Origin of the sequence: Defluviimonas sp. D31 (assembly GCF_033436765.1) — a bacterium.
Taxonomy (GTDB): Bacteria; Pseudomonadota; Alphaproteobacteria; order Rhodobacterales; family Rhodobacteraceae; genus Albidovulum.
In genome coordinates this window covers 95,307-119,246 of sequence record NZ_JAWQFN010000008.1, presented here as the reverse complement: position 1 = coordinate 119,246, position 23,940 = coordinate 95,307, and the positions used below count along the sequence as shown (strand labels likewise).

Below are 23,940 nucleotides of genomic sequence, written 5' to 3'. Positions count from 1 at the left end.
TCGGCCTGGTTCTTTTGAAGTAGTTCTGCGGATGTCGCCGCGCCCCGACACATCAACCGAAAAGGTCGAGATGATGAAGATAAGACCACTGCAAGGACTCGGAGACCGCGGTTTCTCCTTCGATCTCGTGTCACGGCGCAAGGCAGCGCAGGTACCGACAGCCGAACCCGCGTCCGAGCCGGAGCCCGATCCGGTCGTCAAGGCCGAGACGCCCAAGCCGGCCCCGGCCAGCACCGGAAACGGGCAGGTGGAAGCATTTGAAACGCTGATCCTGCGGCGCCTGGCGTCTTCCGTGGAGCCGGCCGCGGTCGCCCCGGAGCCCACCGACATCGCGCCCGTACCGACCCCTGAGGCCCCGCCCGCGGTCGCCCCGGAGCCCACCGACATTGCGCCCGTGCCGACCCCCGAGGCCCGGCCCGCGGTCGCCGCTCTTGTAACTCCCGAGCCCGTCGCTCCCCCCGCGCCGGCCGCCGATCCCGCTCCCGTCGCCGTGGCGGCGGATCCCGCGCCGGCGTCGGCGCCGCGCCGTTCGAGCCGGGTCAAGACGACGTTCCTCGGCTTCGACCGCTCCGGCGGGCGGGTGGCGGAGTTGTTCGCCGACGGCGCTACCAGCGCGCCGGTGACCGGCCGTTCGGAGTTTCCGTTCGGATGGGTCGTGGTCGTCAAGGGACCGGGCCGCGGCGCCTCGTTCACGCTCCAGGCCGGTGTTTCGCAGATTGGGCGCGGTGACGACCAGGCGATCCAGCTTGATTTCGGCGATACCAACATCTCGCGCTCCAACCATGCCGCGATCGCCTTCGACGACGAGGAGCGCAAGTTCTATCTCGGCCATGGCGGCAAGGCGAACATCGTCCGGCTGAATGGCAAGCCGGTCCTAAGCACCGAGCACCTTCAAGATGGCGACCTGATCCGCATTGGCGAGACGACACTGAGCTTCGTTGCTTTCTGCGACGAGGATTTCAATTGGGCTGACCAGTAAGAAAGTAGTTTGTTCAATGCGTTATGATGTATCCACGGCGCTCCACCAAGGCCAGCGCGATTGCCAGGAGGATGCCGTGGCGGCCAGGTTCGCCGCCAATCGCCCGATCGGCTTCGCGGTTCTGGCGGATGGAATGGGCGGCCACGCAGCCGGTGATATCGCCAGCGCCATCGTGGTGGAGGAGGTGGCGCGCAGCCTCGACGACCGGCTGGAGCCGGGTGCGGTCAGCGATGACGACATCCCCGCAATTCTGCACGAAGCTGCCACCAGCGCGAACGCGTCGATCGCCTCCTACGTGGCGCAGAACCGCGATGTCGCCGGCATGGGCGCAACGCTCATCGCCCCGGTCGTCCACCAGGACATGCTGCACTGGATCTCGGTCGGAGATTCCCCGCTCTACGTCTTCAGCGAGGATGGCCTCCGGCAGGTCAACGAGGACCACTCGATGGCGCCGCAGATCGACCTTCTGGTGCGCGCGGGCATGATGGACGCCGAAACCGCGCGCAACCATCCTGACCGAAATTGTCTGACCTCGGTGCTGATGGGCAGCGCGATCCCGCGGATCGACTGGGGCAAGGCTCCGGTGAAGCTCGTCCCCGGCGATATCGTGATCGCCTCGAGCGACGGGCTGCAGTTCCTCACCGACGAGGAGATCCAGGACATCTTGGGCCGGCTGCGCACTGAAAGCAGTGCGGTCCTCGCGAAGGCGCTCGTCGCTTCGGTCCAGTCGCTCGGCGATCCGGACCAGGACAACATCTCGGTGGCCGTGATTAAGGTCAGTTAATGAGTGAACCCGCCGGCGCCGGGCGCCGGTCAAGTGATAACCCAACAGGCAGGACAGGCGACCAGTTTGCCGGGCCGGCTCGTGCTGCGCGCAGAAAAGGCCCAGGAATGGATAACGAAACCCTTCGCAAGACACTCGCAGCCGCCTGCTTCGCGCTGGCTGCGGTGCCGCTCGGCGCGTCCGCGCAGGAAGCGTGCACGCGCTACACGGTGCAGCCCGGCGACTCGCTTTCGAGCATCTCAAGGTCGGCCTATGGCGACTATAACTTCCAGCGGATATTCAGTGCCAACCGCGCCGCGATCGGCGGCAATCCCAACCTGATCGAAAAAGGGACGGTGCTTGAGATCCCGTGCCTCGATGGTCAGTTAGCCGCCGACGCGGAGGTGGCGGAGCCGGCTGCGCCTGCAACCGCGGAAGTCGTAGAGGAGGCCGAACCGGCGGTCGAAGTCACGGCGGAGGCCGCTACGGAGCCCGCAGCGCCCTCAGTCGCGCCGCTGGAGAAAATCTCCTTCATCACCGGCGACGACTACCCGCCCTTCGCCGACGAGCAGCTTGCCGGCGGCGGCATCATCACCCAGCTTGTGCGGACCGCGATGGTGCGCGCAAACAGCGGCGCCGATGTTTCAATCGCCTTCGTGAACGACTGGGGCGCGCATCTCGACACCTTGTTGCCGAGCGGTGCCTTCGATGCGACCTTCCCTTGGAGCCTTCCGGACTGTGGTAATCTCGGCGTGCTGACCGCTGCCGACGCCTATCGCTGCACGGATTTCGAGCACAGCGAGTCCTTCTACGACATCGTCGACGGCTATTTCGCGATGAAGGGCAGCGGTCTCGAGGACGCCAAGAGCTTCGATGCCTTCCTCGGCAAGCGGATCTGCCGGCCCGACGGCCATTCGCTGGCCTGGCTGAGCAGCTCGGGCCTCTCCGAGCCCGACATCACGCTGGTCCGTCCGGTCACGGTCGCGGAGTGCTTCTCGGCGCTCGCCGCCGGCACGGTCGATGTCGTTCACATCGAGGTCCAGGTTGCGGCCGAGGCGCTCGACGCGCTCCGGCTCAAGAACGACGCGATCGAGAACCCGAACCTGGCCCATATCAAGACGCTGCGCGTCTTCGTCCACAAGAAGAACCCGAATGCGGGGGAGATCATCGCCACCATCAACTCCGGTCTCGCGATCATGCGCCAGAGCGGCGAGTGGTACGACATCGTCTCCGCCGGCCTGCTGGAGCAGGCCCGCAAGGTCGCGCCCAAGTCCTGATCACCCCTCAATTCATCAAAGGGTCAGAGCCCTTCCCAGATACCAGCACAGGAGAATAGCCCGTGAATATCCAAGCTACACTCGTCAAACTGGCCGCCACCTGCGCCGTCACGGCGATCATGTCCTCGTCCACCTTCGCGCAGGAGGCCTGTACCACCTACACCGTCAAGGATGGCGACACGCTCGGCACCATCGCAAAGGCTGCCTACGGATCGCTCGACTACCAGGTTATCTTCAACGCCAACCGCCAGATCCTCGGCTCCAATCCGAACGGTCTGGAACCCGGCACCGAGCTTGTGCTGCCCTGTAAGGACGGCCGTCTGACTGCCGATTCTCCGGCACCCGCGATCGAGCTTCCCGAGGCGCCCGCGGCGGGATCGTCGAGCGGCAACAGCGTCGGCGCCTACCGGCCGAAGGTGAAATTCGTCTCGGGCAACGACTGGAGCCCCTTCGCCGATGAATCGCTGACCGGCGGCGGAATCGCGGTGCGCCTTGCCACGACCGCGATGCATCGTGGCGGCAACGATCGCGAATACACCGTCAACTGGGTCGATGACTGGGATTCGCACATGACCGCGCTCCTGCCCTCGGGCGCATTCGACATCGGCCTCGCCTGGTACATGCCGAACTGCGAGAAGATCGACAAGCTGTCCGAGGCGATGGCCAAGCGCTGCACCGACTATGACGCCTCGCTGCCGCTCTACGAGCCGGTGTCGGGCTTCTACGCCAAGCCGGGTAGCAAATACGCGGCTGCCAAGACCTACGCCGATTTCGAAGGCGCGCGGATCTGCCGCCTCGACGGCTACTACACTTTCGACCTCGAGGAGCAAGGGCTCGTGGAACCCACAATCACCCTGGTGCGCCCGGCCAAGCGTGAGGAGTGCTTCGAAGGGATGATGTTCGGCAATATCGACATCGTGGCGATGGAAGTGCAGTCGGCCGCCGACGTGATCAAGACGCTCGGGATCGAAGCCGAGGTGGTCGAGAACCCCTACCTGTCGTCGGTCATGACGATGGCGGCTCTGGCGCACAAGTCGAACCCCTTCGGCCGCGAATACCTGGCGATGGTCAACCGCGGTCTGACCGAAATGCGCGACTCGGGCGAATGGTACGACGTGATCTCGGGCACGCTGCAGGAAGTGAACGAGCGCTCGGCTTCGAACTGACCAAAAGGCCGCGGACCGTCACAGGCCCGCGGCACCCAACCGTCACGCGAGGGCGGCAACTGCCCGTCGGCCCCTAAGGAGCCGGCGGGCTTTCTTCTTTCCGATTGTCTGAGTGAGCGCGGGCCCGGGGCGCGAGGATGCACCGGGATCAGGCGCGCCTGCGGTGCTTTTCCTTAACCGCGATGCCTGTGGCGTCCGACGCGCCCCAGGCAAGGTCGTCGGTCAGCTGCACGAGCAGCCGTGCCGCGGCGCTTCCGGCGGGCGAATCCGCCTCGTATTGCATCAGCACAAGCAGGTCTCGCGCCTTCTCGAACTCGTCGACGAGCCAGTGCCCGGCGAACGCCGGTTCACCAAGTGCCTCCGGGTCATCGAGAAACTCCCCGACCAGCGTGCAGCAGGCCTCGGCGAAGTCGCTGTCAGCCGCGAAGTCGCCGGACAGCGCGCGCGCGTGAAGCGCGGCCACTTCCTGCATCCAGCGGGCGAAGAGCCCATCGTTCGGCGCCTCCGAGTGATTCGCGGTCGGTGCCACCTCGGTCGCGGGTGCGGGCGTCCCTTCGCCGGCTGGCGGGCGCGCGGGTGCCGGTTCGCCGCCGAGGGTCAGGAAGGTATCAGGCAGCCGCTCGATCTCCTGCACGATCTTCGTGAGATCGCTGTCGAAGATCGAGCCGGCCATCTCGACGATAGCCTGCAACAGCGCGTCCGCGCCGCTTCTGGACCAGCGCTGTTCGGCACCGGCTTCAGCGCTTTGAAGCGCTTGCCATCCTTCCGGCGTCGCGATCGGCAGGACGGCGGCAAAGCCGTGATCGAACGGTGCGCCGGTGCCGGCGAAACACGCAGCCCGCTCCTGCGGGGGCAGCGTGTCGGCATGTGTGAGCACGCAAAGGCTGCGCCGGCGCAGCGCGGTCGGCACCTGGGACCAAAGCTCCTGGTCGCGCGCCGTCCAGTCAGACCCCGCCCGGCTGCACCAGATCACCATGTCGGTCAGCCGGTTCAGGACGAAGAACCCGTTCGCCCGTGCCGCGGGATCGTCAAAGTCCGAAAGCTCGATGAAGTTGAGATCCTCGAGCAGTTCGCTGTCGAGGCCGATCGAAAGGATGTCCGGCGCCAGCGCCAGGGCCTTGTCCAGGGCGATCCCACCCAGACGTTCCTCGGGGCGGTCCCACCAGCCGGCCGCCGTCTCGTAAACATCCGCATGGCGCAGCGACACGGCCGGTAGGGCTACGCCGCCAAGCCCGGTCGGCAGGATCTTCTCGCAGACGAGGAGGTTGAGAAGGCTCGACTTGCCGGCACCGGCAGGTCCGATGAGGGTGATCCGGACCGGGTGATCGAGCCGCGCGAGCCAGCCCACCACCTGCTCGCGCGCGGAAGGGTCGATCGGGGGCTCGGTGCCCGTGTCGGCATCCATCGCCGCGAGGAGGCGGCCGAGGAACGCACGCACATGGGCTACGTCGGAAAAATTGGTCATTGCCCCATTCTCACCGTTACTCATCCTTTACCGCCGGTTCGGGAGGCAAGACAGCATCCCATAAGCGCACCAGTTCTGACCACCCCGCCCCCCCGAGGCGGCCGAGGACCGCGCCGGTTTCGTCGCCGCAAAGGATCAGGTCGCCTTCGCGCCCGTCGCCGAGCATGACCAACGCCGGGGCGTCTCCCAAAGCGGCCATTTCGGTTTCGAGCGCGGCGAGTTCCGCCAGCAGCGCGGTGGCGCCCACCGCATCGGGCAGCGAGGCGTCGCCGGTATCGCGCAACCTCGTCCCGTTCTCCGAGAATTCGGCCCGTACGGGGCAGGCTTTCGCGATCAGCCCGTAGAAAGTGCCGTCGCCGGACGGCGTATCGGGTTCCGCTTCCACCTCGGGCATGGCGGCCGCATGGCTGCAGGCTGCGCGAAGCTCGGCCAGCGGGAAGCTGACTTCCCCCTCCTCGCCGTCGTCACTGGTCGGGGTGCTGCTGACCGAAAGCCGCCCCTCACGCCGCGCGTGAGCCACCAGCGCCCGCGCGACGCCAGCAAGGCCGCTCTCGCCGCCGGGCGCGAACAGCCGGCCGCTGCGCGCTGTCAGTTCGAGCCGGACTCCGCCCTCCGAGTTGAAGCTGAGCCGACGTGGCAGGACGGTGCCCTCGACGGTGCCAAGCATCGCCTCGAGACGTGACTCGGCGCTGGTCCCGGGGAGGTCGCGCTCGGGCCGGGCGCGCGGGGCGGCGGTCCGCTCGATCCCGGCCAGTAGCGTCACGATCTCGGTGCTGAGCGTCATTACGGTCGGACCCTCGGTCAATCGCCTTCATGCTCAAAGAGCATGGGCGAGCCTTCCGCGCAAGGACAACGCGTGCCTGCGAAGCCCCACCGCATCGGCCCCGCGCCGGCAAAGCAGGCAAAAGGCGTGGTCGGGCAGGGTCTGCATGCGCTGGAAAAGATAGATATGGCGGCTGCCGAGGATCGTGGCCTGTTCTGCCATTTCGGAGGCGTTCCCCGTCGCGCCGAAGGCCGGGGCGAGGAACAGCCGGGCGGCGACGTTCGCGACCCGGTCGAGCATCTCCTGCGGTAGCGGCGTGCGGCTCGCAGAGTTGAGCACCAGCCGCGCCCGCATGTCGATATAGGAAAGCGCGATACAGTCCGGCGCCGAATCCAGCCCGGCTTCGATCACTGCGCGGAACGACATGGCCCGGCCTCCTTGAAAAAGAACGAGCGGCCCGTCCCGGTACGGGACAGGCCGGCAGGGATCGCGGCGAATCCGGCCGCGCGTGTCATCAAGCGCGCCGCGGCAGGCGGAGCGGCTGTCCGCCGGCACCGCCCTGCGCCGCACTCTTCTCCGAGGCCGCCTCGCGCCTGCGGCGGGCATCGTCGGCGCGGAGAAATTCCTCGATGAGCACCAGCACGTCGGGCACGGTTTCGATCTGTGGCGAGCGGGCGACGAGTTCGCGCCAGAGCTCGACCGAGCCGGGCCGCTCGTCCGCGTCGTGTTCCGGCGCGTGATCGTCCTCGCCCGGTTTCTCCGCCACCTCCTCGCTGCCCTCTGAGGTCTCCGCCGGAGATCCGGCCCCCTCATCGGCTTCCGTGGGTGTGGTATCGATCGAGCTTAGGTCGACCGCGTCCTCGGACATCTCGTCTTCGAAAGCGTCACCCCCATCGGGAGCATCGGCGGTTTCGCCAGCGGTGTCATGGTGACCGGCCAGGGCGGTCAGCGCCGTTTCTGCGGGGTCGATACCTTCGTCGGACGCGTCCGCTTCGACGGACCTGATCGGGGCCTTGAGAACGAGCGGCATCGCTCCGGGCTCCGCCGGCTCCGTCGTGGCATCGTTGGTCGTGTCGCTGACCAGCATCTGCGTGCGCAGAGAGTCGGCCTCTGCCCGGCTCATGCGGGAGCGGTTCTGGGCCTCGACGCGCACCGGCCGTACGGTACGGCCGACGCGGTTCGGCAGGACATGTAGCCGGGACGAGCCGGCCTCGCTGCCCTCCTCGCCGGTCGACACGAGCGTGAGCGGCGCCGGGCGTTTCGAGGCGGATGTCTCGACCACGTTGTAGCGCGACAGCATGTCCTTGCGGTGGTCCGCGATGTCGTCGGCGATCTCTTGCAGCGCGTCGAGCAGATCCTGCGCGCCGCTCTCGGTCCAGAGGTCGCTGTCCTCGTCCTCGGCGCTCGCCTTGATCGCATCGGTCGCCGAGAACATGACGACTTGGCGGAACAGGCCCGCCGTCTCACGGCGCAGGCGCCCGGCCACGCGCTCGCGCTCCGGCGGGGTCAGCTTGTCCGAGCGAGTCGACAGAAGAACGCTGCCCGCGCGCAACCTTTCGGGAAGGGATTCGAAGGCGCTGCGTTCGGTCTCTCGCCAGGCCTGGGTGGAATGGGTGCACCACAGGATCGCGTTGACATAACCGACCGCGATTTCCCAGATGTGGCGCGGAATCGAGGGGTCGGAGATGCCGGGCGTGTCGATCAGGTCGATCGTCTCGAGAATCCGGCCGCGGCAGAACAGGCGGATGTAGCGCACGCCTTCGACCGGGACGTTGTGGAGGTCGCTGATCGGGAGGTCGTGGTGCTGGCCCTCGGTGTCGACGTAATGTGCCGAGGGTTCGCCGTAGCTCATCCAGACCGGCGGCAACTGGGTGGCGGTGACCCGCGTCGGCAGCACGTCCTCGCCGAGAAGGAAGTTCACAAGCGTCGTCTTGCCGGCGCTGAACTCCCCCATCAGCGCGATGCACGGCTTGCGGCCTGCCCAGCTTTCCAGCCGGGTCATCCACTCTGCCGTCACCTCGCGCCGCTCTTCGTTCTTGCTGTCGGTCATCTTTCGGTCCTGCTCAGGCTGCCATCTCTTCAAGACCCTTGAGGATCTCGCTGAAGGTCGTATTCGCGTCGCCGCCGGTGCGGAAACCGGCCAACGGGTCTTCCGCCGTCTCGTCGGTGGAGGCGTCGGCGTTGGTTATGCGGCTGATCGTCTCCTCATGCTCGCGCAGGAAGTCGCGCAGCGTCGCGCGGGTGTTCTCTAGGACCGCGGCGACCTGGCTGTCCTCGATCTCCTTGGAAATCGCGTGGACCTCGGCGCTGATCAGCTGGGCGTAGTCCTTGGCATAGGCGCTCGCGCCGCGCCGCTTCTGCCACCAGCGCCGCCACCAGGTGCTCTGCAGGTCGAGCGCGATGGTCCGGCCGAGCCCGACCGGAGCGGGCACCCGCGGCGGATGCGGCGGCTCGACGCTGAAGTCGGCCAGTTCGTCGCCGAGCACCGCGAGATAGAGTCCCTGCACATGCGAAGCGGCCTCGCCGTAGAGCGTGCCGACCTTCGCGGCAAGCGCGCGAGAGAAACTGGCGTAGGCCGTGCGGTGCAAGACCCGGAGCCCGGTCGGGTCGTAGTTCCAGGTGCCCTGCTCGCCATGCTGCTCAAGATAGGTGACGAGCGAATCCGTCGCGCGTTTCACGAAACTCGCTTCGGCGGTCTGCATGCGCTGCACAAGATCATCGCGGAGGCGCTGGCACAGCGACGCCGCGTCCGCCTCGAAGCGGGCGGAAAGCTCGCGCATCGCGGCGGCCGCGCCGCCCTCGCCAAGCTTGATATTGACGACGCGGGACGGCTGGCGCGCGGCGACGGCCTTGGCACGGGCCTCGTTGGCGAGGTTGCGGGCGCTGCGTTTCGTTCGTTCGAGCTGGCGCTTTCCGGCGCCTTCGCGGATCCGCTCCCCGATCGCCTCAAGAAGGTCGGGTACGCCGGAGAGGTTCCACATCGTTTCCCAGCCGCTCTCGCTCTTGCGCTCGGGCAGGTTCGCGGAATAGGCCGTGAGCGCGTGCTGGCTGTCCGGGCTGAGCAGGCGCATCGAGGCGGTCAGCGACGCCTCGGCCCACCTTGCGCTGCCGAAGATCACCGCGACGTCGGGGCCGATGTTGAACTTCTTCAGCGTCTGTTCGATGCCGGCGCGGATCTCGGGGATCTGCGCCATCGGATCGTTCAGTTCGTCGATGCGGTTGACGAACAGGATGATCTGGCGGTTCTCGAGGTTCGAGATGATCCGCATAAGCGCGAGATCGACCGTGGTCAGCGCCTGATGGGCCGAGAGCACTACGACGCAAAGCTCGGAGTTGCGCAGGCTGCGCAGCGTGATCTGCTCGCGGATCAGGAAGGTGTCGTTGACGCCGGGCGTGTCGCACAGGGTCATGGAGAAATCGTATTCCGGCACGTCGAGGTAGAACTCGGCCGACTTGGTGATGTCGGCGAACCGCCCGGTCGCGGCACCGGCATCGGAAAGGTCCGGGCCGTCGCCAAGGCAGACGTAACGCTCAACCAGTTCGTGATCGACATAGCCGTAGGAATGGTTCTGCCCGAGCAGCAGCTCGAAATGCTTGCCGAGCCGCGCCTCGGTCGTTTTCCGCATCGTGTCGATCTGGCGCTGGATCTCCATCATTTCCTCTTCGGCGCCGGCCCGTTCGGCAAGTTCGCCGAGCCTGCCGCCGTTCACGACGAGGTTGTCCCATTCGTCGCGGTTGAAGAAGGTGAAGCGCGCCTTGGTGTTGGCGGGGCCCGTCGGGTCCGCCGGCGCCCGCGTGTTGATCGCCAGCATGGTGACGACCGATGTCCAGGGATTGACGTCGGAGGGCAGGAGGCCGGGCGACGCGGCGAGCACGTTGGTCAGCGCCGATTTGCCGGCCTTGACCTGACCGACGAGCGTGATCCGCGGCGAAAAGGCCTGAAGGCGCGATTTCAGCCCCGCCGCGCGCGACGCGGTGCGCGCGTCTGCGGCCGCTCCAAGCCGGTCGAGCGTGTCGGCGAGTTCGGAGAACTCAGACGTGAGCCCGGCGAGCGTCGCGTTGGCGGAGGTCAGGAAGGGTGCATTCTCAAGCATCTTCGAGGGCTCCTTAGTTACGGTTGTGATCGTTATGCCCCTCGCGCAGATGCTCGAGCGACGAGAGGACCTGACCGGCGGTCCGGTCGAGGCATGACAGGATGTCGAGGGCGGCGACCATCAGCCTGCTGACGTCGTCGCGGGTGAGGTGCCGTTCAGACGTGCTGACGAACACCAGCATGTGTTCGTAGGAGACGCCGTTCCTGAGTTCGGCGATGCGCTGGCAGCCGGGCGGCGGCTGATCGCCCTGCGCCAGCGGCGGCAGCGCCCTGTTCGCCAGAAAGTCCGTGGCACCCTCGTAATCGGTGAGCAGCACACCGAAGCCGATGCCGGGAGCGACCGCCTCCAGCGCCCGTAGGCGCGGCATGAGCTCCAGCGCCCGTAGGCGCGGCATGAGATCGCCAGAGCCGGCACCGTAAGGGGCGCTACCGGGCAGACCGGGAACTGTCATGCGTTGAGCCGTCATTGGTCTCTTTGCTCCGATGGGCGATAGCAAGTCCGCCGCCGCGCTGCACAGGGACGAAACTCGCAAGGCACCGAGGAACGCTAGTAAATTTTTGTGGCAAAATGGTGGTTCAATTACGCCGGGGCTTTACCNTCCGATGGGCGATAGCAAGTCCGCCGCCGCGCTGCACAGGGACGAAACTCGCAAGGCACCGAGGAACGCTAGTAAATTTTTGTGGCAAAATGGTGGTTCAATTACGCCGGGGCTTTACCGATTTCGGGGCGTTTCGCTGCCGTCTGCGGGTCCTTGCCGGGCGCGCCTGCCCTTTTTTTATGGCGTCGGGCGTATGCGCCGGCCGAGGTCGTGCCGAGTCGGGTGGCGCCTCCGTCGCCACAATTGCGCCCGCCGAGGCCGGGCTGCTGGTCCGGCTTGAGTCCGCTGCGGGAACAAAGCGACTCGCCCCGTCGGATTGTGCGCGCCCGGGCATCGCGGGGGAGCTGTATTCATTGTAAATCCTCCGAATGATCGCTCCCGCGCCGCTATTCGGACATGGATCGCCGGCAGGGTCGGAAGTGAGGGGCAAGCAGAGGCGAAGGACCACAAAAATGAAAATCATGGCGGCCATCCTGCAACGTATCACGCGTCGTAAGGCCGTCGAGCCTGACGCGTTCGAACTGCGTCTGATCACCATGGGCAGCGAGAACACCAAGGCACCAGTCAATCAGATCGCGCTTCCGAACCTGTTCTGCCGCCGCGCTGGTGGCGTGCGCCGCGCCGCCTGAGTGGCGCTCAGAAGTCGACCTCGACGCCGGGCAGGTTGAGTTCGCGCGCCAAGTCTCGCACCTCCTGCCGGGCGGCGACGTTGGAGATGTTCAGCCCCTCGACGCCGACATCGCGCAAATCCAGAAGCGTCAATCCTCGCGGAAACAGCTCGCGGAAGATGACCCGCTCGGTAAAGCCGGGCGCGACGCGGAATCCGATCCGCTTCGACAGCTGCTCGAGCGCCGCACCGACCTTGCGCTTGTTGTGCATCTGCTGCGCGCCGAGCCGGTTTCTCAGCACGATCCAGTCGATCGGCTTTAGCCCCGCCCGCGCCCGGAGCTGGCGCGCGTTCCAGACCATCTCCGAATAGATCGACGGTCCGATGACCCGGCTTGTATCGGGATCGACGCGCGCCAAGAGGTCGAAGTCGATGAAGCTGTCGTTGAGCGGCGTGATCAACGTGTCGGCAAGCGAATGCGCCACCTGGCTCAGCCGCGTGTGAGAGCCGGGGCAGTCGATCACGATGAAATCCGTATCCCGTTCGAGCCCGGCTACGGCGGCCGACAGGCGCCGGTCGTAGACGTTCTCTCCGGCGCCGAGGCTGGCCTGGTCGATCTCGGGCAGCTCGCGGTAATCGGGGGTCGGCAGATCGATCCCCAGCTTGCGGCAGAAGGCGATCCGGTTCTCGATATAGCGGCCGAAGCTTCTCTGGCGCAGGTCGAGGTCGAGGGCGCCGACCCGGTGTCCCATTCGCGAAAGCGCCGTGGCGACATGCATGCAGGTGGTCGATTTCCCGGACCCACCCTTCTCGTTGCCCACGACGATGATATGCGCCACTGATCTGCCCTCGTTGCACCGGTGGGCATCGCTGCTGCCCTTGTTGGCGCCACTATAGGTGGTGTTTTTACGCGGAGGAAGCTGCCACCCATGTGTTCGTGCCACTTCCGTGGCGCGATTGCCATGCGAAGTGGCGCGGGGGTGCCGCGAAGCCTGAAAAAACATCCATGGCTTGCGGGGACACACTTCATGGTTGCGATTTCCGCCGTTCTGATGCTTTTGCCGCGCGGGGGCGAACGGGAGACCTGACCTTGAGATTACTGCAATGCGCCGGCGTCGCGGCCGTGGCGCTGACCGCCGCACCGGCCACGCTTTCGGCTGCCGCCTTCATCGAGAACCATTCGGCTTGGACAGTGATGGGGCGCGACGACAGCTGCCTCGTGACCACGTCGGCCGTGGATGGTTCCGGGGCGAAGCTCACATTGGTCCACCTGCCAGACCGGGCCTTCGCGACCATCGACTCCATGGATTGGACCGAGGTTCCCGGACGCTGGGAGGACGGAGCGGGCAACGTGGAAATCGCGGTCGGAGCCGCCGCCGCGCCGGTGAGCCTGGCCGCGCGGATCGACGGCGTTGCCATCCTCTTCACGGATGAATCCGGCACCGCGTTTTCCGATCTCGAAGCGGCGCTGGCCGCGGTATCCGGGGATGTCGCCGAGGGTCAGCCCGATCTCGCGATTCGTGACGGCGCGGGCACGCCGATCGCCGTCTTCAGCCTGCTCGGGGCGGCCGAGGCGGTCGCGAAGGGGGCGAACTGCGCCGAGGCACTTTGAGCGCGGCTTCCGCCGGGCCGAGCCAAAACGAAAGCGCCGCCCGAGGGGGCGGCGCTTTGCGTTTCTATGCGGGTGGCTCAGAAGCCGAGGCCGGCGTACTTGTTCTTGAACTTCGACACGCGGCCGCCGGTGTCCATCAGCTTGGCCGAGCCGCCGGTCCAGGCCGGGTGCACCGAGGGATCGATGTCGAGCGACATCTGGTCGCCTTCCTTGCCCCAGGTCGAGCGGACCTTGAAGACCGTGCCGTCCGTCATCTTGACGTCGATCATGTGGTAGTCGGGGTGAATGTCTTTTCTCATGGTCCCGCTCCTCAGGCCTGAGCCGCGTCTTTGGGCTTGTAATTGGTGACTTCGGCGATCCGGGCGGATTTGCCGCGACGGTCGCGCAGGTAGTAGAGCTTGGCGCGGCGCACGCGGCCACGACGCACGACCTCGATCGAGTCGATGTTGGTCGAGTAGAGCGGGAAGACGCGCTCGACGCCTTCGCCGAAGGAAATCTTGCGGACGGTGAACGAGGCAGAGATGCCCGCGCCGCCCTTGCGGGAGATGCAGACGCCTTCATAGGCCTGCACGCGGGTGCGGGTGCCTTCGGTCACCTTGTAGCCGACACGGACCGTGTCGCCCGCCTTGAAGTCCGGGATGGACTTGCCGAGCGCGGCGATCTGCTCGGCTTCGATTTGCGCGATCAGGTTCATCGCGTGATCCTTTCCAATGCTCGCGGTTCTCTCCGCGAAGATGTGCGCGCCTCAGAGCTCTCGGTCTTCTTCCGGGTCCGCATCAGCGCCCGCCAGAGATCAGGTCGTCGTTCCTTGTTGCTGCCGCCGTGGGGCCGCACCTTGCCGAAGAAAGCGAAGGGCCGTGGCCAATAGACAACAGGCCCGGACGACTCGCGAGAGCCCCGGACGGGCGGGGTATAGGGGGGGCGGGCCTTGCGATCAAGCGAATTTTGTCGGGCGAAGCTGCGCAGTTGATCATCCGCGGCGGTCACCTCGCCGCGTGCGATCAAGCAGGCTTGAGCCGCTGTACGCGGTTCGTGTTCCTGCGGATCGCGGGGGGCTGCAGACGGCGGCACATACGCAAACCCGACACGGCCGCACGGAAACACCCGTGCCGACTGATCCGTATCAGTGCGTCGCATCAGGAATGGATCATTGTGGTTGGAATCCTGACTACACGTTCACGGCGGTACGCCCAAGTGCCGCGACCAATGGCTTTGAGGCGGCTCCGGCTTGGCTGTGAGCCTCGGCCGATTGGCCTTCGTTCAACGACATGTGGCAAAGGAGGAAAAAAATGCATCTTCTCAGAGTCATCGACCGTGCATTGCCGATTGCGGCGGGGGTGAGCATCGCGATTGCTGCTTGGAGCGGAGAGGCCCTGGCATTCGACGAAGCCGCGCAGATCCAATTGGGCCAGTCGGAATACATGGCGCATTGCGCGTCATGCCACGGTGCTGAAGCGCACGGGGACGGACCAGTGGCCGCAGTTCTCGAAAAGAAACCACCCGATCTTACGCAAATTGCCTCTCGCTACAGCGGGCAATTCCCGACCGGGACAATTCAGGAGATCATCGACGGGCGGAACATGATCAATCCGCACGGGGATCGCGACATGCCGATCTGGGGAGATCGGTATTTTCAAACCGCGGCTGAACGGTCGCAGTCCGTTCCCCATGACGTCGATGCGCAGGCGCTTGCACTCGGGCGGGTGACCGCTCTGGTCAAATTCCTGGAGTCAATCCAGGCGCAGTGACGGCCGCCACGTCAGGCCGACAACACGGCGGACGAGATCCGAGGGCCGGGCCGTACTGCGCGGCAAATCTCCGGCACGTCATTTGTTCGGCCCATCATTTCGGTCCTTCCAGAGGTCCGGCCGACGCTCCTTCGTCAGCCGTTCCGCCTCGGCCCGCCGCCATTTCGCGATCTCGCCGTGATGGCCGGACATGAGGACGGGTGGAATCTCGCGTCCCTCCCAGGCCGCGGGTTTCGTGTATTGCGGATGCTCCAGGAGCCCGTGCGAATGGCTTTCCTCCTCGGTCGAGGCGGCGTTGCCGAGCACGCCCGGCAGGAGCCGCACCACCGCGTCGATCATCGCCTGCGCGGCGATCTCGCCGCCGGTCAGGACGAAGTCTCCGAGCGAGACCTCCTCGACGGCGTAATGGTCGAGGACGCGCTGGTCGACGCCTTCGAACCGGCCGCAAAGCATCGTCACGCCCTCGGCCGAGGCAAGCCGGCGCGCCATAGCCTGATCGAAGGGCTTTCCGCGCGGGGACAGGTATATGACCGGCCAGCGGGCGCGGTCCGGCGGGGTGCCGATCGAGGCCTCGTCGAAGGCGCGGCCCACCACGTCGGCGCGGAGTACCATGCCGGCGCCGCCGCCCGCCGGCGTGTCGTCGACATTGCGGTGCTTGCCGATGCCGAACGGGCGCAGGTCGATGGTCTCGAGCCCCCAGAGCCCGTCCTGCAGGGCCTTGCCGGTGAGCGAAAGGCCGAGCGTGCCGGGAAAGGCCTCGGGGAAAAGGGTGATGATCCGGGCCGTCCAGGCGCCCTTCAGGCGTAGCGGTTCTTCCATCAGGTCGCGCGGCCGGGCCGAGACGGACACCCGCAAGCGTCCGTGAGACTTGGGCTTTTCCGCCTCAGTCACTCGGTTTCCTCCGGCGGGTCGGCGATGATCCGGCCGGCGGTAAGGTCCACGGTCGGCACCACGGCCTTGGTGAAGGGCAAGAGCAGCGCCGTCTTGCGGCCCGGCGCGAAGATTTCGAGGATGTCGCCCGCGCCGTGGTTGAAGACGGCCCGGACCGTGCCGAGCCGCTGGCCGCCGGTATCGAGTACTTCGAGCCCGATCAGGTCGGTGTGGTAGAATTCGTCGTCGGGCAGGTTCGGCAGTTTCGACCGATCGGCAAACAGCGACACGCCGCGCAGCGCGTCGGCCTGCTCCTTGGTCGTGACACCCGAGAGCCGCGCGCCGAGGCCGCCCGGGACCTCCCGCGTGATCTTCACGGTGAAGCTGCGCGAGCCGTCCTCGGTGTAAAGAGGGGCGTAGGCGGCGATCGCCTCGGGCTGGGCGCAGAAGCTTTTCAGCCGCACCTCGCCCTTGACGCCGAAGGCCCCGGAAATGGCGCCGACGCAGATCCGGTCAGTTGCCATTCGCCGCCTCCGGGCACTCGGCCGCCACCATGGCGGCGGCCGGTTGCGGGACCATGAGCCGGTCGGTCTTCATCCCGAGCCAGAACGCGCCCCCGCAGAGCGCGAAGGTGACGAACCGGCGCAGGAAAAAGCCGACCATCATGGTTCAGGGCCTCACTCGGAGGCTTCGGCCGGGGCGGCCTTCTTGGCCTTTTCCTCGGCGCGCTTCTTCGCCTTGGCGCCCGGTTCGGCTTTCTTCATGTTGGCGCGGGTGGCTTTCTCGCGGACGCCGGCGGCTTCGAGCATGCGGGCGATGCGGTCGGTCGGCTGGGCGCCCTGGGAGAGCCAGTACTGGACGCGCTCCATGTTCATCTTCACGCGCTCCTCGCTGTCCTTCGGCAGGAGCGGGTTGTAGGTGCCGAGCTTTTCGAGGAAGCGGCCGTCGCGCGGCATGCGGCTGTCCGAGGCGACGATCGAGTAGTGCGGGCGCTTCTTGGAGCCCCCACGGGCGAGGCGGATCTTCATAGCCATGTCAGTTCTCCTATATCTGGCTGTGACGCAGGCGAAGTGCCTGTCATTCCTTGGTTATTTCTGTAGCTGCTCGTGATGCCTGATGACTTCCGAGATGATGAAGCTCAGGAATTTCTTGGCGAATTCGGGGTCGAGGTCGGCGTCGAGCGCCATCCGCTGCAACCGCTCGATCTGGCTTGCCTCGCGCATCGGGTCCGAGGGCGGCAGGTCGTGCTCGGCCTTGAGCCGGCCCACCGCCTGGGTGTGCTTGAAGCGCTCGGCCAGCGTGTAGACGAGGATCGCGTCGAGACGGTCGATCGAGTCGCGGTGGCCCTTCAGGAGGTTCGCGGCGCGGGTCGTCGGGTCACTCATTCGGGCCTCCGGGACTGGGGACGGGTTTCCGTGCCGCTTGCGTGCAGCGCGCGTACAGCCGGCGTACCGACGGCGCGAGCGGCGGGGGCGGGACCGGGGCGCTGCCCCGGACCCCGGGGTATTTGGCCAATGAAGAAGCCGGCAGCGTCATGCGCGGGCCTCCCGGTCGTGGCGGTAGACGAGGCAGCCGGGGCAGGCTTCGGGCCGCGCGGCCGCCGCGTCGAGCCGCGCGCCGAGCCGTTCGGCGAGCGTGACCGAGCGGCGGTTGCCGGGCGCGATGTAGGAGGCGATGCTGTCCCAGCCGAGCGTGTCGAAGACATAGTCGCGGGTCGCCACGGCGGCCTCGAAGGCGAAGCCCCGGCCCTCGGCCTCCTCGGTGACCATCCAGCCGAGTTCGGGCTCGGGGTCGGTGATCTCGTAATGCAGGATCGACATGCCGACGAACGCGCCGGTCGCGCGGTCCTCCATCGCGAAGGGGCCGTAGCCGCGGAGCGGCCAGCTTGCCGTCTCGGCGAAGAAATCGAGCCAGGCCGCGCGGCGGTCGTAGGGGCCGCCCATATGCACGGCGCGGTCCGACATCAGGATCCCGGCATAGTCGGCGAAATCGGCGACCCGCGGCGCGCGCAGGATCAGGCGTTCGGTCGTGAGCTCGGGGATGGTGAAGGTCAGCGCGCTCATGCCGGCACCTTCGGAGCGGGGTGGCGGTAGACGAGGGTCGGGCGGTCGAAGGGATGGCCCGCGGCCGGGTCGGGCGCGGCGCCGAGCCGGTCGGCGAGCGCGATCGAGCGGGCATTCTCGGGGTGGATGTAGCTCACCGCCGTGGTCCAGCCCAGGACGGAGAAGGCGTGGTCGCGCGCCGCCGTCGCCGCCTCGCGGGCGTAGCCCTTGCCCTCGGCGGCCTCGCTCCAGAGGGTCCAGCCGATCTCGCGCTCGGTCCAGCCCGCGGGATACCAGGGGCCGGCCATGCCGAGGGCGTCGTCCGCGCCCCTGAGCGTGAAGACGAACATGCCGAAGCCGCGCAGCACCCAGTGGCCGATGACATGGCCGAAGGCGCGCCAGGCCTTGCCCTCGTCATAGTCCTCGGCGCGGATGAAATCCGAGCGCGGCGAGGCCAGGAACGCGCGCCAGGCCGGCCAGTCGGCGGCCGCCGGCGCGCGCAGGGCGAGCCGTTCGGTCTCGATCACCGGGGTGTTGGCGAGCACCGGTGTCATGCCAGCCCCCTGATGTCGTGGACGATCACCAGGTCCCCGGGATCGGTGCCGGGGATGGTCGGGTCGATCACGCCGCCGAGCTTCAGCCCGAGCGCGATGGACCGGTCGTTGGCCGGGTCGACGATGTTGATCAGCCGGTCCCAGCCGAGGGTCCGGCGCACCCAGAGCATCACGGCGCGGGCGGCCTCGGCGGCATAGCCCCTGCCCTCGGCTTCAGGGATCACGAACCATCCCAGTTCGGGTTCGGGATAGCCCGCGAATTCGTAGATGCCGACCTCGCCGACATAGGCGCCGGTCGCGCGGTCGTCGAGGCCGAAGGCGCCGTAGCCCTTGAGCGGCCAGAGCGCGACATCGGTGGCCCAGTTCTTCCACGCCTCTTCCCGACTCATCATGCCGCGCTCCGGAATCGAGCGGGGGGAGGCGAAGAAGGCCGCCCAATGCTCGAAGTCGGAAAGCTTCGGGGCGCGGAGGATCAGGCGGTCGGTCTGGAGCGTGGGAGGGGTCATGCGGCCCTCCCGGCATCATGGCGCCAGGTCAACGTCGGTTCGTCGCCGTAAGGATGGCGGGCGTCTGGATCGACGGCCGCGCCGAGCCGTTCACAGAGCCGGTGCGAGGCGGCGTTGTCGGGGTCCGTGTGGGACACGGCGGTCCGGAACCCGCTGGTCGCGAAGAACCAGTCGCGCGCCGCCGAGGCGGCTTCGAAGGCGAGGCCCCGGCCCTCGTTCGCCGCGTCCCAGAGGCTCCAGCCGAGTTCAGGTTCGGGATGGGTCTCGGGATAGAACGGGCCGATGCCGCCGATTCCCTTGTCACTGTCGTGGAAAGTCACTGTGAAAAGGCTGAAGCCGTGGCGCTGCCACTGGTCCAGTATGTCGAGATAACCTTCACGCGTCTTTTCATACGTCCACGGCCCACCCATCAGATGCGAACGGTCGGACGCCCAGAACCGGGCCGAGGCGGGAAGATCGCCGTCGTTGGGTACGCGCAGGCGCAGCCGCTCGGTCCAGAGGACCGGACGGCCTTCGGCGTCCTGCGTTACCCGATGGGTCATTTCTTCTTCCCGAAGCCGAGGCCGGAGAGGCCGCCGGGCAGGTTCATGCCGCCGAGCCCGCCCGGCAGGCCGCCGCCCATGCCGATGCCGGATTTCAGCGCCTTTGCGGCTTCCTCCATCGCCTTGGGGTCGTTCATGTCGGGCATCGCGCCCTTGCCGCCCATCATGCCCTTCATCGCCTGCTTCAGCATGCCGCCTTTGCCCATCTTGCCCATCTTCTTCATCATGTCCGCCATCTGGCGGTGCATCTTCAGAAGCTTGTTGACCTCGCTCACCTCGAGGCCGGCGCCGGCGGCGATCCGCTTCTTGCGGCTGGCCTGCAGGAGGTCGGGATTGGCGCGCTCCTTCTTGGTCATCGAGTTGATCAGCGCGATCTGGCGGCGGAGCACCGTGTCGTCGAAGCCGGCCTCGTCCATCTGCCTGGACAACTTGCCCATGCCCGGCATCATCCCCATGATGCCCTGCATGCCGCCCATCTTGAGCATCTGCTCGAGCTGCGACTTGAGGTCGTTCATGTTGAAAAGGCCCTTCTGGAACCTTTTCATCATCCGCTCGGCCTGCTCGGCCTCGAGCGTTTCCTGGGCCTTCTCGACCAGCGCCACGATGTCGCCCATGCCGAGGATGCGGCCGGCGATGCGCTCGGCCTCGAAGGTCTCGAGCGCGTCCATCTTCTCGCCGAGGCCGACGAAGCGGATCGGCTTGCCGGTGACCGCGCGCATGGACAGGGCGGCACCGCCGCGGCCGTCGCCGTCCATCCGGGTGAGGACGACGCCGGAGATGCCGACCTTGGCGTCGAACTCGGTCGCGACATTGACCGCGTCCTGGCCGGTGAGGCCGTCGACGACGAGGAGCGTCTCGCGGGGCTTGGCGACATCGCGGACGGCCTGGACCTCGTCCATCAGGACTTCGTCGATGTGGAGGCGGCCTGCGGTGTCGAGCATGTAGACGTCGTAGCCGCCCAGGGTCGCCTGCTGCTTGGCGCGCCTGGCGATCTGCACCGCGCTCTCGCCCTTGACGATCGGCAGCGTGTCGACGCCGATCTGGGTGCCGAGGATGGCGAGCTGTTCCATCGCCGCCGGGCGATTGGTGTCGAGCGAGGCCATTAGGACGCGCTTCTTCTCGCGCTCCTTGAGGCGGCGCGCGAGTTTCGCGGTGGTGGTGGTCTTGCCCGAGCCCTGGAGGCCCACCATCAGGATCGGCGCGGGCGGGTTGTCGATCTTGAGGACGCCGGGATCCTCGGCGCCGCGCAGGACGTCGATGAGCGCGTCGTGGACGATCTTGACGACCTGCTGGCCCGGCGTGACCGATTTCGTCACCGCCTGGCCGGTGGCCTTGGCCTCCACCGCCTTGACGAAGTCGCGCGCGACGGGAAGCGAGACGTCGGCTTCGAGAAGGGCGACGCGGACCTCGCGCAGCGCGGCCTTGACGTCCTCGGCCGAGAGGGCGCCCTGTTTCGTCAGCCGGTCGAAGACGCCGCCAAGGCGTTCTGACAGGTTCTCGAACATCTCGCGGCCCTCCTTGGCCTCGTTGACTTTCCCGCCCCTCAGATAGTGAGGAAGCGCCCAAACGCAAATCGCACCAGTGGGCGCAACGCGCTGACTGGTGGCGATCCCCTGATCTGCGGGGACCGGAAGCACGGGACTTCCGTAATCCGGGGGGATTTAGGCGAGCGGGGCGCGCGAGTCAAGCGAGCCGTGTCCTGCGGGGCCGGCTGGCGGTCACCGGGGCCGCTCAGGATGACGGCAAGGACAAGCCCCGGCAAAGGGGCTTGTCCTCGTTGACGCGCCGGTCGTGGCTTTCGACGGGGGCGCCTGGCCCCGTCCGGGGCCGGTTGCGGGGCCGCCGTGGCGGGTCAGGCGGCGAGCCGGTCGATCTCGGCCTCGGCGGCCTTCAGCGTCGCCTCGGGGTCGAAGACCATGCGGTCGGCGGCGACGAACTCGACATCGGTGATGCCGAAGAAGCCGAGCATGTGGCGCAGGTAGCCCGAGGCGAAGTCGATCTCGCTGCCCATCTTCGTGCCGTCGGAAGAAAGCGCCACGATCGCGCGCTTGCCGGTCAGGAGACCCTCCTGGCCCTTCTCGGTGTAACGGAAGGTCTCGCCCTTCCGCGCGAGGTGGTCGATCCAGCTTTTCAGCTGCGCGGGCAGGCCGAAATTGTAGACCGGCAGCGCGATGACCAGGACGTCGGCGGCCTTCACCTCGTCAAGAAGCGCGTCCGAATAGGCGGCGATGCGGCTCTGGTCGGGGGTGCGCGCCTCGGCCGGGGTGTAGACCGCGCCGATCCAGTCGGCGTCGATCTGCGGCACGCCGGCGGAGAGGTCGCGCACGGTGACCTCGGCGCCGGGCGCGCTTTTGGTGAGCCGCGCGACGATGCGGTCGGTGAGCTTGCGGGAGACGGAGGCCTCGCCCTTGATCGAGGTCTCGATGCGGAGAATGTGGGTCATGTCGGTGTCCTTGCGGTTTCGGTGTCCGGTCACCAAAATGTTCATTGCCATTCTGAACACAACCGGCATGATCGCACCAATTCTGTTGATAGGCGCACACATATGACCTTCGAGAACTGGGATGAGATCCGCACCGCCTTCCAGGTTGCCCGAGTCGGCACCGTCTCCGGCGCGGCCGAGGTGCTGGGCGTCCACCACGCCACGGTGATCCGCCATATCGACGCGCTGGAGGCGCGGCTCGGCGCGAAGCTCTTCCAGCGCCATCCGCGCGGCTATACCGCGACCGAGGCCGGGCAGGAGCTCTTGAAGGTGGCGCAGACCACCGAGGACCAGTTCGCCCATCTCGCCGCCCGCATCACCGGCGCCGCGACCGAGATCTCGGGCGAGCTCGTGGTGACCTCTCTGCCGGGGCTGGCCGAGCTGGTGACGCCGACGCTGCTGCGGCTGCAGACCGAGTTTCCCGGCCTGAGGGTGCGCTACATCAGCGACGCGCGGCTCTTCCGGCTGGAGTACGGCGAGGCGCATGTGGCGATCCGCGCCGGCGGCAAGCCGCAGGAGCCCGACAACGTCGTGCAGGCCTTCTGCACCCAGCGGACCGGGCTTTACGCCGCCGAGAGCTATGTCGCCGCCCACGGCTTGCCGGCGGACGAGTCCGACCTCGCCGGTCACCGCTTCGTCGGCCCGGCCGATCCCGACAGCCGCGCGCCGTTCCACCGCTGGCTCGCCGCGAAGGCGCCCGATGCCGCGATCGCCTTCCGCACCAACGAGGCCGAGGCAGTGCGCGAGGCGATCCGGTCCGGCGCCGCCATTGGCTTCCTGCCGGTCCTCGCGGCGCGGCGCGAGGAGGGGCTGGTCGAGGCGCTGCCGCAGCGCGACGACTGGAACAGCCCGCTCTGGCTCGTCACCCATGTCGATCTGCACCGCACGCCCCGGATCCAGCTCTTCCTCAAGGCGCTGAAGGAAGACGCGCGCGATTGCGGCATGTGCTAGGCCGATGAGCCAGGCGACGCGCGGCCATCTGGCGATGCTTCTGTTCTCGGCGCTGGTGGCGGGGTCGTTCCCGCTCGGTGCGATGATGGCGAACGAGGTCTCTCCCACCGCCTTCACCGCCTTGCGCTTCGTGCTGGCGGGCGCGATCATCGGCGCGGTCGTCCGGGCGCGGGGCGGGGTGCCGCGCGCGGCACTGGCGGCGCCTTGGCGCTACCTTCTGCTCGGGGCGAGCTTCGGGGCCTATTTCGTGCTGATGTTCGAGGGGCTGAAGACCGCGGCCCCGGTCTCCGCGGCGGCGGTCTTCACGCTGACGCCCGTGCTTTCGGCGGGCTTCGGCTGGCTGCTTCTGCGCCAGGTGACCACGCCGCGCATCGCCGCGGCGCTGGCGATCGGCGCGGCGGGGGCACTCTGGGTGATCTTCCGCGCCGATCCGGCCGCGCTTCTCGACTTCGAGGTCGGCCGCGGCGAGGCGGTCTATTTCGCCGGCTGCATGGCCCATGCGCTCTATACGCCGCTGGTCCGGCGCCTGAACCGGGGCGAGAGCGCCACGGTCTTCAGCTTCGGCGTGCTGGTGGCGGGCGCGATCCTGCTGACGCTCTACGGCTGGGGCGCGATTCGCACCACCGACTGGACGGCGCTGCCGGGAATCGTCTGGATCACGCTCGGCTATACCGCGGTCTTCGCCAGTGCGGCGACCTTCGTGCTCCTGCAGTTCGCGACGCTGCGGCTGCCATCGTCGAAGGTGATGGCCTACACCTACCTCATTCCTTCCTGGGTGATCCTCTGGCAGATCGCGCTCGGCCAGGACGCGCCGCCCGCGCGGGTCGCGGCTGGCGTCGTCCTGACCGGGCTGGCGCTGGTGTTGCTCCTCAAGGAGGAACCCGCCGCGCGGCCCCGTGCCGCGCGACCGGATTGAGCGCC

At 67.3% G+C, this 23,940-nt stretch carries 29 protein-coding genes; 9 read left to right on the top strand and 20 right to left on the bottom strand.

Going from position 1 to position 23,940, the window contains the following annotated elements:
- Nucleotides 1-31 precede the first annotated feature (31 nt).
- The 4 genes from R5H32_RS14925 (at nucleotide 32) to R5H32_RS14910 (ending at nucleotide 4,185) form a co-directional block, all read left to right on the top strand.
- Complete coding sequence (locus R5H32_RS14925; RefSeq protein ID WP_318339483.1) at nucleotides 32-979, top strand: FHA domain-containing protein; 948 nt, start codon at nucleotides 32-34, stop codon at nucleotides 977-979.
- A gap of 16 nt (nucleotides 980-995) precedes the next feature.
- The gene (locus R5H32_RS14920; RefSeq protein WP_318339482.1) at nucleotides 996-1,763 is read left to right on the top strand and encodes a PP2C family protein-serine/threonine phosphatase; all 768 of its coding nucleotides are present in this window, start codon (nucleotides 996-998) and stop codon (nucleotides 1,761-1,763) included.
- On the top strand, nucleotides 1,763-3,019 hold the full coding sequence (locus R5H32_RS14915) for a LysM peptidoglycan-binding domain-containing protein (protein ID WP_318339481.1): 1,257 nt from the start codon (nucleotides 1,763-1,765) through the stop codon (nucleotides 3,017-3,019). The genes R5H32_RS14920 and R5H32_RS14915 overlap by 1 nt, the downstream gene beginning before the upstream one ends.
- A 62-nt stretch (nucleotides 3,020-3,081) precedes the next feature.
- Nucleotides 3,082-4,185, top strand: coding sequence for a LysM peptidoglycan-binding domain-containing protein (locus R5H32_RS14910; protein ID WP_318339480.1), 1,104 nt, complete (start codon nucleotides 3,082-3,084; stop codon nucleotides 4,183-4,185).
- A 148-nt stretch (nucleotides 4,186-4,333) separates the two neighbouring features.
- Here R5H32_RS14910 and R5H32_RS14905 read toward each other — a convergent pair whose 3' ends face one another.
- The 6 genes from R5H32_RS14905 to R5H32_RS14880 all read right to left on the bottom strand — a co-directional run bounded on the left by R5H32_RS14905 (nucleotide 4,334) and on the right by R5H32_RS14880 (nucleotide 10,901).
- On the bottom strand, nucleotides 4,334-5,650 hold the full coding sequence (locus R5H32_RS14905; protein WP_318339479.1) for a hypothetical protein: 1,317 nt from the start codon (nucleotides 5,648-5,650) through the stop codon (nucleotides 4,334-4,336).
- 16 nt (nucleotides 5,651-5,666) lie between these two features.
- Nucleotides 5,667-6,434, bottom strand: coding sequence for a hypothetical protein (locus R5H32_RS14900; RefSeq protein WP_318339478.1), 768 nt, complete (start codon nucleotides 6,432-6,434; stop codon nucleotides 5,667-5,669).
- Nucleotides 6,435-6,467: 33 nt separating this feature from the next.
- Nucleotides 6,468-6,839 (bottom strand): hypothetical protein, encoded by a 372-nt coding sequence (locus R5H32_RS14895; RefSeq protein ID WP_318339477.1) that lies wholly within the window; start codon nucleotides 6,837-6,839, stop codon nucleotides 6,468-6,470.
- A gap of 88 nt (nucleotides 6,840-6,927) precedes the next feature.
- On the bottom strand, nucleotides 6,928-8,463 hold the full coding sequence (locus R5H32_RS14890; RefSeq protein ID WP_318339476.1) for a dynamin family protein: 1,536 nt from the start codon (nucleotides 8,461-8,463) through the stop codon (nucleotides 6,928-6,930).
- 13 nt (nucleotides 8,464-8,476) lie between these two features.
- Entirely contained in the window at nucleotides 8,477-10,507 is a 2,031-nt protein-coding gene (locus R5H32_RS14885; protein ID WP_318339475.1) for a dynamin family protein, read from the bottom strand.
- Between the two features lie 13 nt (nucleotides 10,508-10,520).
- The gene (locus R5H32_RS14880; protein ID WP_318339474.1) at nucleotides 10,521-10,901 is read right to left on the bottom strand and encodes a hypothetical protein; all 381 of its coding nucleotides are present in this window, start codon (nucleotides 10,899-10,901) and stop codon (nucleotides 10,521-10,523) included.
- Between the two features lie 656 nt (nucleotides 10,902-11,557).
- Between R5H32_RS14880 and R5H32_RS14875 the strand changes: the two genes are divergently transcribed.
- Nucleotides 11,558-11,734, top strand: a complete 177-nt coding sequence (locus tag R5H32_RS14875; RefSeq protein WP_318339473.1) for a hypothetical protein — start codon at nucleotides 11,558-11,560, stop codon at nucleotides 11,732-11,734.
- Nucleotides 11,735-11,741: 7 nt separating this feature from the next.
- On the opposite strand, the gene R5H32_RS14870 is transcribed toward R5H32_RS14875, so the two are convergent.
- Entirely contained in the window at nucleotides 11,742-12,551 is an 810-nt protein-coding gene (locus R5H32_RS14870; RefSeq protein ID WP_318339472.1) for a division plane positioning ATPase MipZ, read from the bottom strand.
- A gap of 251 nt (nucleotides 12,552-12,802) precedes the next feature.
- On the opposite strand from R5H32_RS14870, the gene R5H32_RS14865 reads away from it, so the two are divergent.
- A complete protein-coding gene (locus tag R5H32_RS14865) occupies nucleotides 12,803-13,324 on the top strand; it encodes a hypothetical protein (RefSeq protein WP_318339471.1) in 522 nt (173 codons plus the stop codon).
- A gap of 77 nt (nucleotides 13,325-13,401) precedes the next feature.
- On the opposite strand, the gene rpmE is transcribed toward R5H32_RS14865, so the two are convergent.
- Nucleotides 13,402-13,623, bottom strand: coding sequence for a 50S ribosomal protein L31 (rpmE, locus tag R5H32_RS14860; protein WP_318339470.1), 222 nt, complete (start codon nucleotides 13,621-13,623; stop codon nucleotides 13,402-13,404).
- 11 nt (nucleotides 13,624-13,634) lie between these two features.
- A complete protein-coding gene (rplS, locus tag R5H32_RS14855) occupies nucleotides 13,635-14,018 on the bottom strand; it encodes a 50S ribosomal protein L19 (RefSeq protein WP_318339469.1) in 384 nt (127 codons plus the stop codon).
- A 595-nt stretch (nucleotides 14,019-14,613) separates the two neighbouring features.
- Between rplS and R5H32_RS14850 the strand changes: the two genes are divergently transcribed.
- Entirely contained in the window at nucleotides 14,614-15,072 is a 459-nt protein-coding gene (locus R5H32_RS14850) for a c-type cytochrome (RefSeq protein WP_318339468.1), read from the top strand.
- Nucleotides 15,073-15,150: 78 nt separating this feature from the next.
- Here the strand turns inward: R5H32_RS14850 and trmD are convergent, their stop codons facing one another.
- From trmD to R5H32_RS14795, 11 genes are all read right to left on the bottom strand, one after another.
- Nucleotides 15,151-15,891, bottom strand: a complete 741-nt coding sequence (gene trmD, locus R5H32_RS14845) for a tRNA (guanosine(37)-N1)-methyltransferase TrmD (RefSeq protein WP_318339467.1) — start codon at nucleotides 15,889-15,891, stop codon at nucleotides 15,151-15,153.
- A gap of 68 nt (nucleotides 15,892-15,959) precedes the next feature.
- Nucleotides 15,960-16,466, bottom strand: a complete 507-nt coding sequence (gene rimM, locus R5H32_RS14840) for a ribosome maturation factor RimM (RefSeq protein WP_318339466.1) — start codon at nucleotides 16,464-16,466, stop codon at nucleotides 15,960-15,962.
- The gene (locus tag R5H32_RS14835) at nucleotides 16,456-16,608 is read right to left on the bottom strand and encodes a hypothetical protein (protein ID WP_318339465.1); all 153 of its coding nucleotides are present in this window, start codon (nucleotides 16,606-16,608) and stop codon (nucleotides 16,456-16,458) included. Before R5H32_RS14835 ends, rimM begins: the two co-directional genes overlap by 11 nt.
- An 11-nt stretch (nucleotides 16,609-16,619) precedes the next feature.
- The gene (gene rpsP / locus R5H32_RS14830; RefSeq protein ID WP_263334765.1) at nucleotides 16,620-16,976 is read right to left on the bottom strand and encodes a 30S ribosomal protein S16; all 357 of its coding nucleotides are present in this window, start codon (nucleotides 16,974-16,976) and stop codon (nucleotides 16,620-16,622) included.
- 54 nt (nucleotides 16,977-17,030) lie between these two features.
- Nucleotides 17,031-17,327, bottom strand: coding sequence for a chorismate mutase (locus tag R5H32_RS14825; RefSeq protein ID WP_318339464.1), 297 nt, complete (start codon nucleotides 17,325-17,327; stop codon nucleotides 17,031-17,033).
- Between the two features lie 147 nt (nucleotides 17,328-17,474).
- Entirely contained in the window at nucleotides 17,475-18,005 is a 531-nt protein-coding gene (locus R5H32_RS14820) for a GNAT family N-acetyltransferase (RefSeq protein WP_318339463.1), read from the bottom strand.
- On the bottom strand, nucleotides 18,002-18,538 hold the full coding sequence (locus R5H32_RS14815; RefSeq protein WP_318339462.1) for a GNAT family N-acetyltransferase: 537 nt from the start codon (nucleotides 18,536-18,538) through the stop codon (nucleotides 18,002-18,004). Before R5H32_RS14815 ends, R5H32_RS14820 begins: the two co-directional genes overlap by 4 nt.
- The gene (locus tag R5H32_RS14810; RefSeq protein ID WP_318339461.1) at nucleotides 18,535-19,044 is read right to left on the bottom strand and encodes a GNAT family N-acetyltransferase; all 510 of its coding nucleotides are present in this window, start codon (nucleotides 19,042-19,044) and stop codon (nucleotides 18,535-18,537) included. The genes R5H32_RS14815 and R5H32_RS14810 overlap by 4 nt, the downstream gene beginning before the upstream one ends.
- Nucleotides 19,041-19,586, bottom strand: a complete 546-nt coding sequence (locus R5H32_RS14805; RefSeq protein WP_318339460.1) for a GNAT family N-acetyltransferase — start codon at nucleotides 19,584-19,586, stop codon at nucleotides 19,041-19,043. Before R5H32_RS14805 ends, R5H32_RS14810 begins: the two co-directional genes overlap by 4 nt.
- Complete coding sequence (gene ffh, locus R5H32_RS14800; protein ID WP_318339459.1) at nucleotides 19,583-21,091, bottom strand: signal recognition particle protein; 1,509 nt, start codon at nucleotides 21,089-21,091, stop codon at nucleotides 19,583-19,585. The genes R5H32_RS14805 and ffh overlap by 4 nt, the downstream gene beginning before the upstream one ends.
- A 347-nt stretch (nucleotides 21,092-21,438) precedes the next feature.
- Nucleotides 21,439-22,029: an FMN-dependent NADH-azoreductase gene (locus R5H32_RS14795; RefSeq protein WP_318339458.1), complete on the bottom strand. Its 591-nt coding sequence runs from the start codon at nucleotides 22,027-22,029 to the stop codon at nucleotides 21,439-21,441.
- A 102-nt stretch (nucleotides 22,030-22,131) separates the two neighbouring features.
- Between R5H32_RS14795 and R5H32_RS14790 the strand changes: the two genes are divergently transcribed.
- Together R5H32_RS14790 and R5H32_RS14785 are read left to right on the top strand one after the other, a co-directional pair.
- A complete protein-coding gene (locus tag R5H32_RS14790; RefSeq protein WP_318339457.1) occupies nucleotides 22,132-23,019 on the top strand; it encodes a LysR family transcriptional regulator in 888 nt (295 codons plus the stop codon).
- Between the two features lie 4 nt (nucleotides 23,020-23,023).
- On the top strand, nucleotides 23,024-23,935 hold the full coding sequence (locus tag R5H32_RS14785; RefSeq protein WP_318339456.1) for a DMT family transporter: 912 nt from the start codon (nucleotides 23,024-23,026) through the stop codon (nucleotides 23,933-23,935).
- Nucleotides 23,936-23,940 lie beyond the last annotated feature (5 nt).

What these genes read in the sequence shown, in the direction of transcription:
- R5H32_RS14925 (WP_318339483.1), top strand. Translation starts at nt 32, where the DNA reads ATGTCGCCGCGCCCCGACACATCAACCGAAAAGGTCGAGATGATGAAG.
- R5H32_RS14920 (WP_318339482.1), top strand. Translation starts at nt 996, where the DNA reads ATGCGTTATGATGTATCCACGGCGCTCCACCAAGGCCAGCGCGATTGC.
- R5H32_RS14915 (WP_318339481.1), top strand. Translation starts at nt 1,763, where the DNA reads ATGAGTGAACCCGCCGGCGCCGGGCGCCGGTCAAGTGATAACCCAACA.
- R5H32_RS14905 (WP_318339479.1), bottom strand. Translation starts at nt 5,650, where the DNA reads ATGACCAATTTTTCCGACGTAGCCCATGTGCGTGCGTTCCTCGGCCGC.
- R5H32_RS14900 (WP_318339478.1), bottom strand. Translation starts at nt 6,434, where the DNA reads ATGACGCTCAGCACCGAGATCGTGACGCTACTGGCCGGGATCGAGCGG.
- R5H32_RS14895 (WP_318339477.1), bottom strand. Translation starts at nt 6,839, where the DNA reads ATGTCGTTCCGCGCAGTGATCGAAGCCGGGCTGGATTCGGCGCCGGAC.
- R5H32_RS14890 (WP_318339476.1), bottom strand. Translation starts at nt 8,463, where the DNA reads ATGACCGACAGCAAGAACGAAGAGCGGCGCGAGGTGACGGCAGAGTGG.
- R5H32_RS14885 (WP_318339475.1), bottom strand. Translation starts at nt 10,507, where the DNA reads ATGCTTGAGAATGCACCCTTCCTGACCTCCGCCAACGCGACGCTCGCC.
- R5H32_RS14880 (WP_318339474.1), bottom strand. Translation starts at nt 10,901, where the DNA reads ATGCCGCGCCTACGGGCGCTGGAGCTCATGCCGCGCCTACGGGCGCTG.
- R5H32_RS14875 (WP_318339473.1), top strand. Translation starts at nt 11,558, where the DNA reads ATGAAAATCATGGCGGCCATCCTGCAACGTATCACGCGTCGTAAGGCC.
- rpmE (WP_318339470.1), bottom strand. Translation starts at nt 13,623, where the DNA reads ATGAGAAAAGACATTCACCCCGACTACCACATGATCGACGTCAAGATG.
- rplS (WP_318339469.1), bottom strand. Translation starts at nt 14,018, where the DNA reads ATGAACCTGATCGCGCAAATCGAAGCCGAGCAGATCGCCGCGCTCGGC.
- R5H32_RS14850 (WP_318339468.1), top strand. Translation starts at nt 14,614, where the DNA reads ATGCATCTTCTCAGAGTCATCGACCGTGCATTGCCGATTGCGGCGGGG.
- trmD (WP_318339467.1), bottom strand. Translation starts at nt 15,891, where the DNA reads ATGGAAGAACCGCTACGCCTGAAGGGCGCCTGGACGGCCCGGATCATC.
- rimM (WP_318339466.1), bottom strand. Translation starts at nt 16,466, where the DNA reads ATGGCAACTGACCGGATCTGCGTCGGCGCCATTTCCGGGGCCTTCGGC.
- R5H32_RS14835 (WP_318339465.1), bottom strand. Translation starts at nt 16,608, where the DNA reads ATGATGGTCGGCTTTTTCCTGCGCCGGTTCGTCACCTTCGCGCTCTGC.
- rpsP (WP_263334765.1), bottom strand. Translation starts at nt 16,976, where the DNA reads ATGGCTATGAAGATCCGCCTCGCCCGTGGGGGCTCCAAGAAGCGCCCG.
- R5H32_RS14825 (WP_318339464.1), bottom strand. Translation starts at nt 17,327, where the DNA reads ATGAGTGACCCGACGACCCGCGCCGCGAACCTCCTGAAGGGCCACCGC.
- R5H32_RS14820 (WP_318339463.1), bottom strand. Translation starts at nt 18,005, where the DNA reads ATGAGCGCGCTGACCTTCACCATCCCCGAGCTCACGACCGAACGCCTG.
- R5H32_RS14815 (WP_318339462.1), bottom strand. Translation starts at nt 18,538, where the DNA reads ATGACACCGGTGCTCGCCAACACCCCGGTGATCGAGACCGAACGGCTC.
- R5H32_RS14810 (WP_318339461.1), bottom strand. Translation starts at nt 19,044, where the DNA reads ATGACCCCTCCCACGCTCCAGACCGACCGCCTGATCCTCCGCGCCCCG.
- R5H32_RS14805 (WP_318339460.1), bottom strand. Translation starts at nt 19,586, where the DNA reads ATGACCCATCGGGTAACGCAGGACGCCGAAGGCCGTCCGGTCCTCTGG.
- ffh (WP_318339459.1), bottom strand. Translation starts at nt 21,091, where the DNA reads ATGTTCGAGAACCTGTCAGAACGCCTTGGCGGCGTCTTCGACCGGCTG.
- R5H32_RS14795 (WP_318339458.1), bottom strand. Translation starts at nt 22,029, where the DNA reads ATGACCCACATTCTCCGCATCGAGACCTCGATCAAGGGCGAGGCCTCC.
- R5H32_RS14790 (WP_318339457.1), top strand. Translation starts at nt 22,132, where the DNA reads ATGACCTTCGAGAACTGGGATGAGATCCGCACCGCCTTCCAGGTTGCC.
- R5H32_RS14785 (WP_318339456.1), top strand. Translation starts at nt 23,024, where the DNA reads ATGAGCCAGGCGACGCGCGGCCATCTGGCGATGCTTCTGTTCTCGGCG.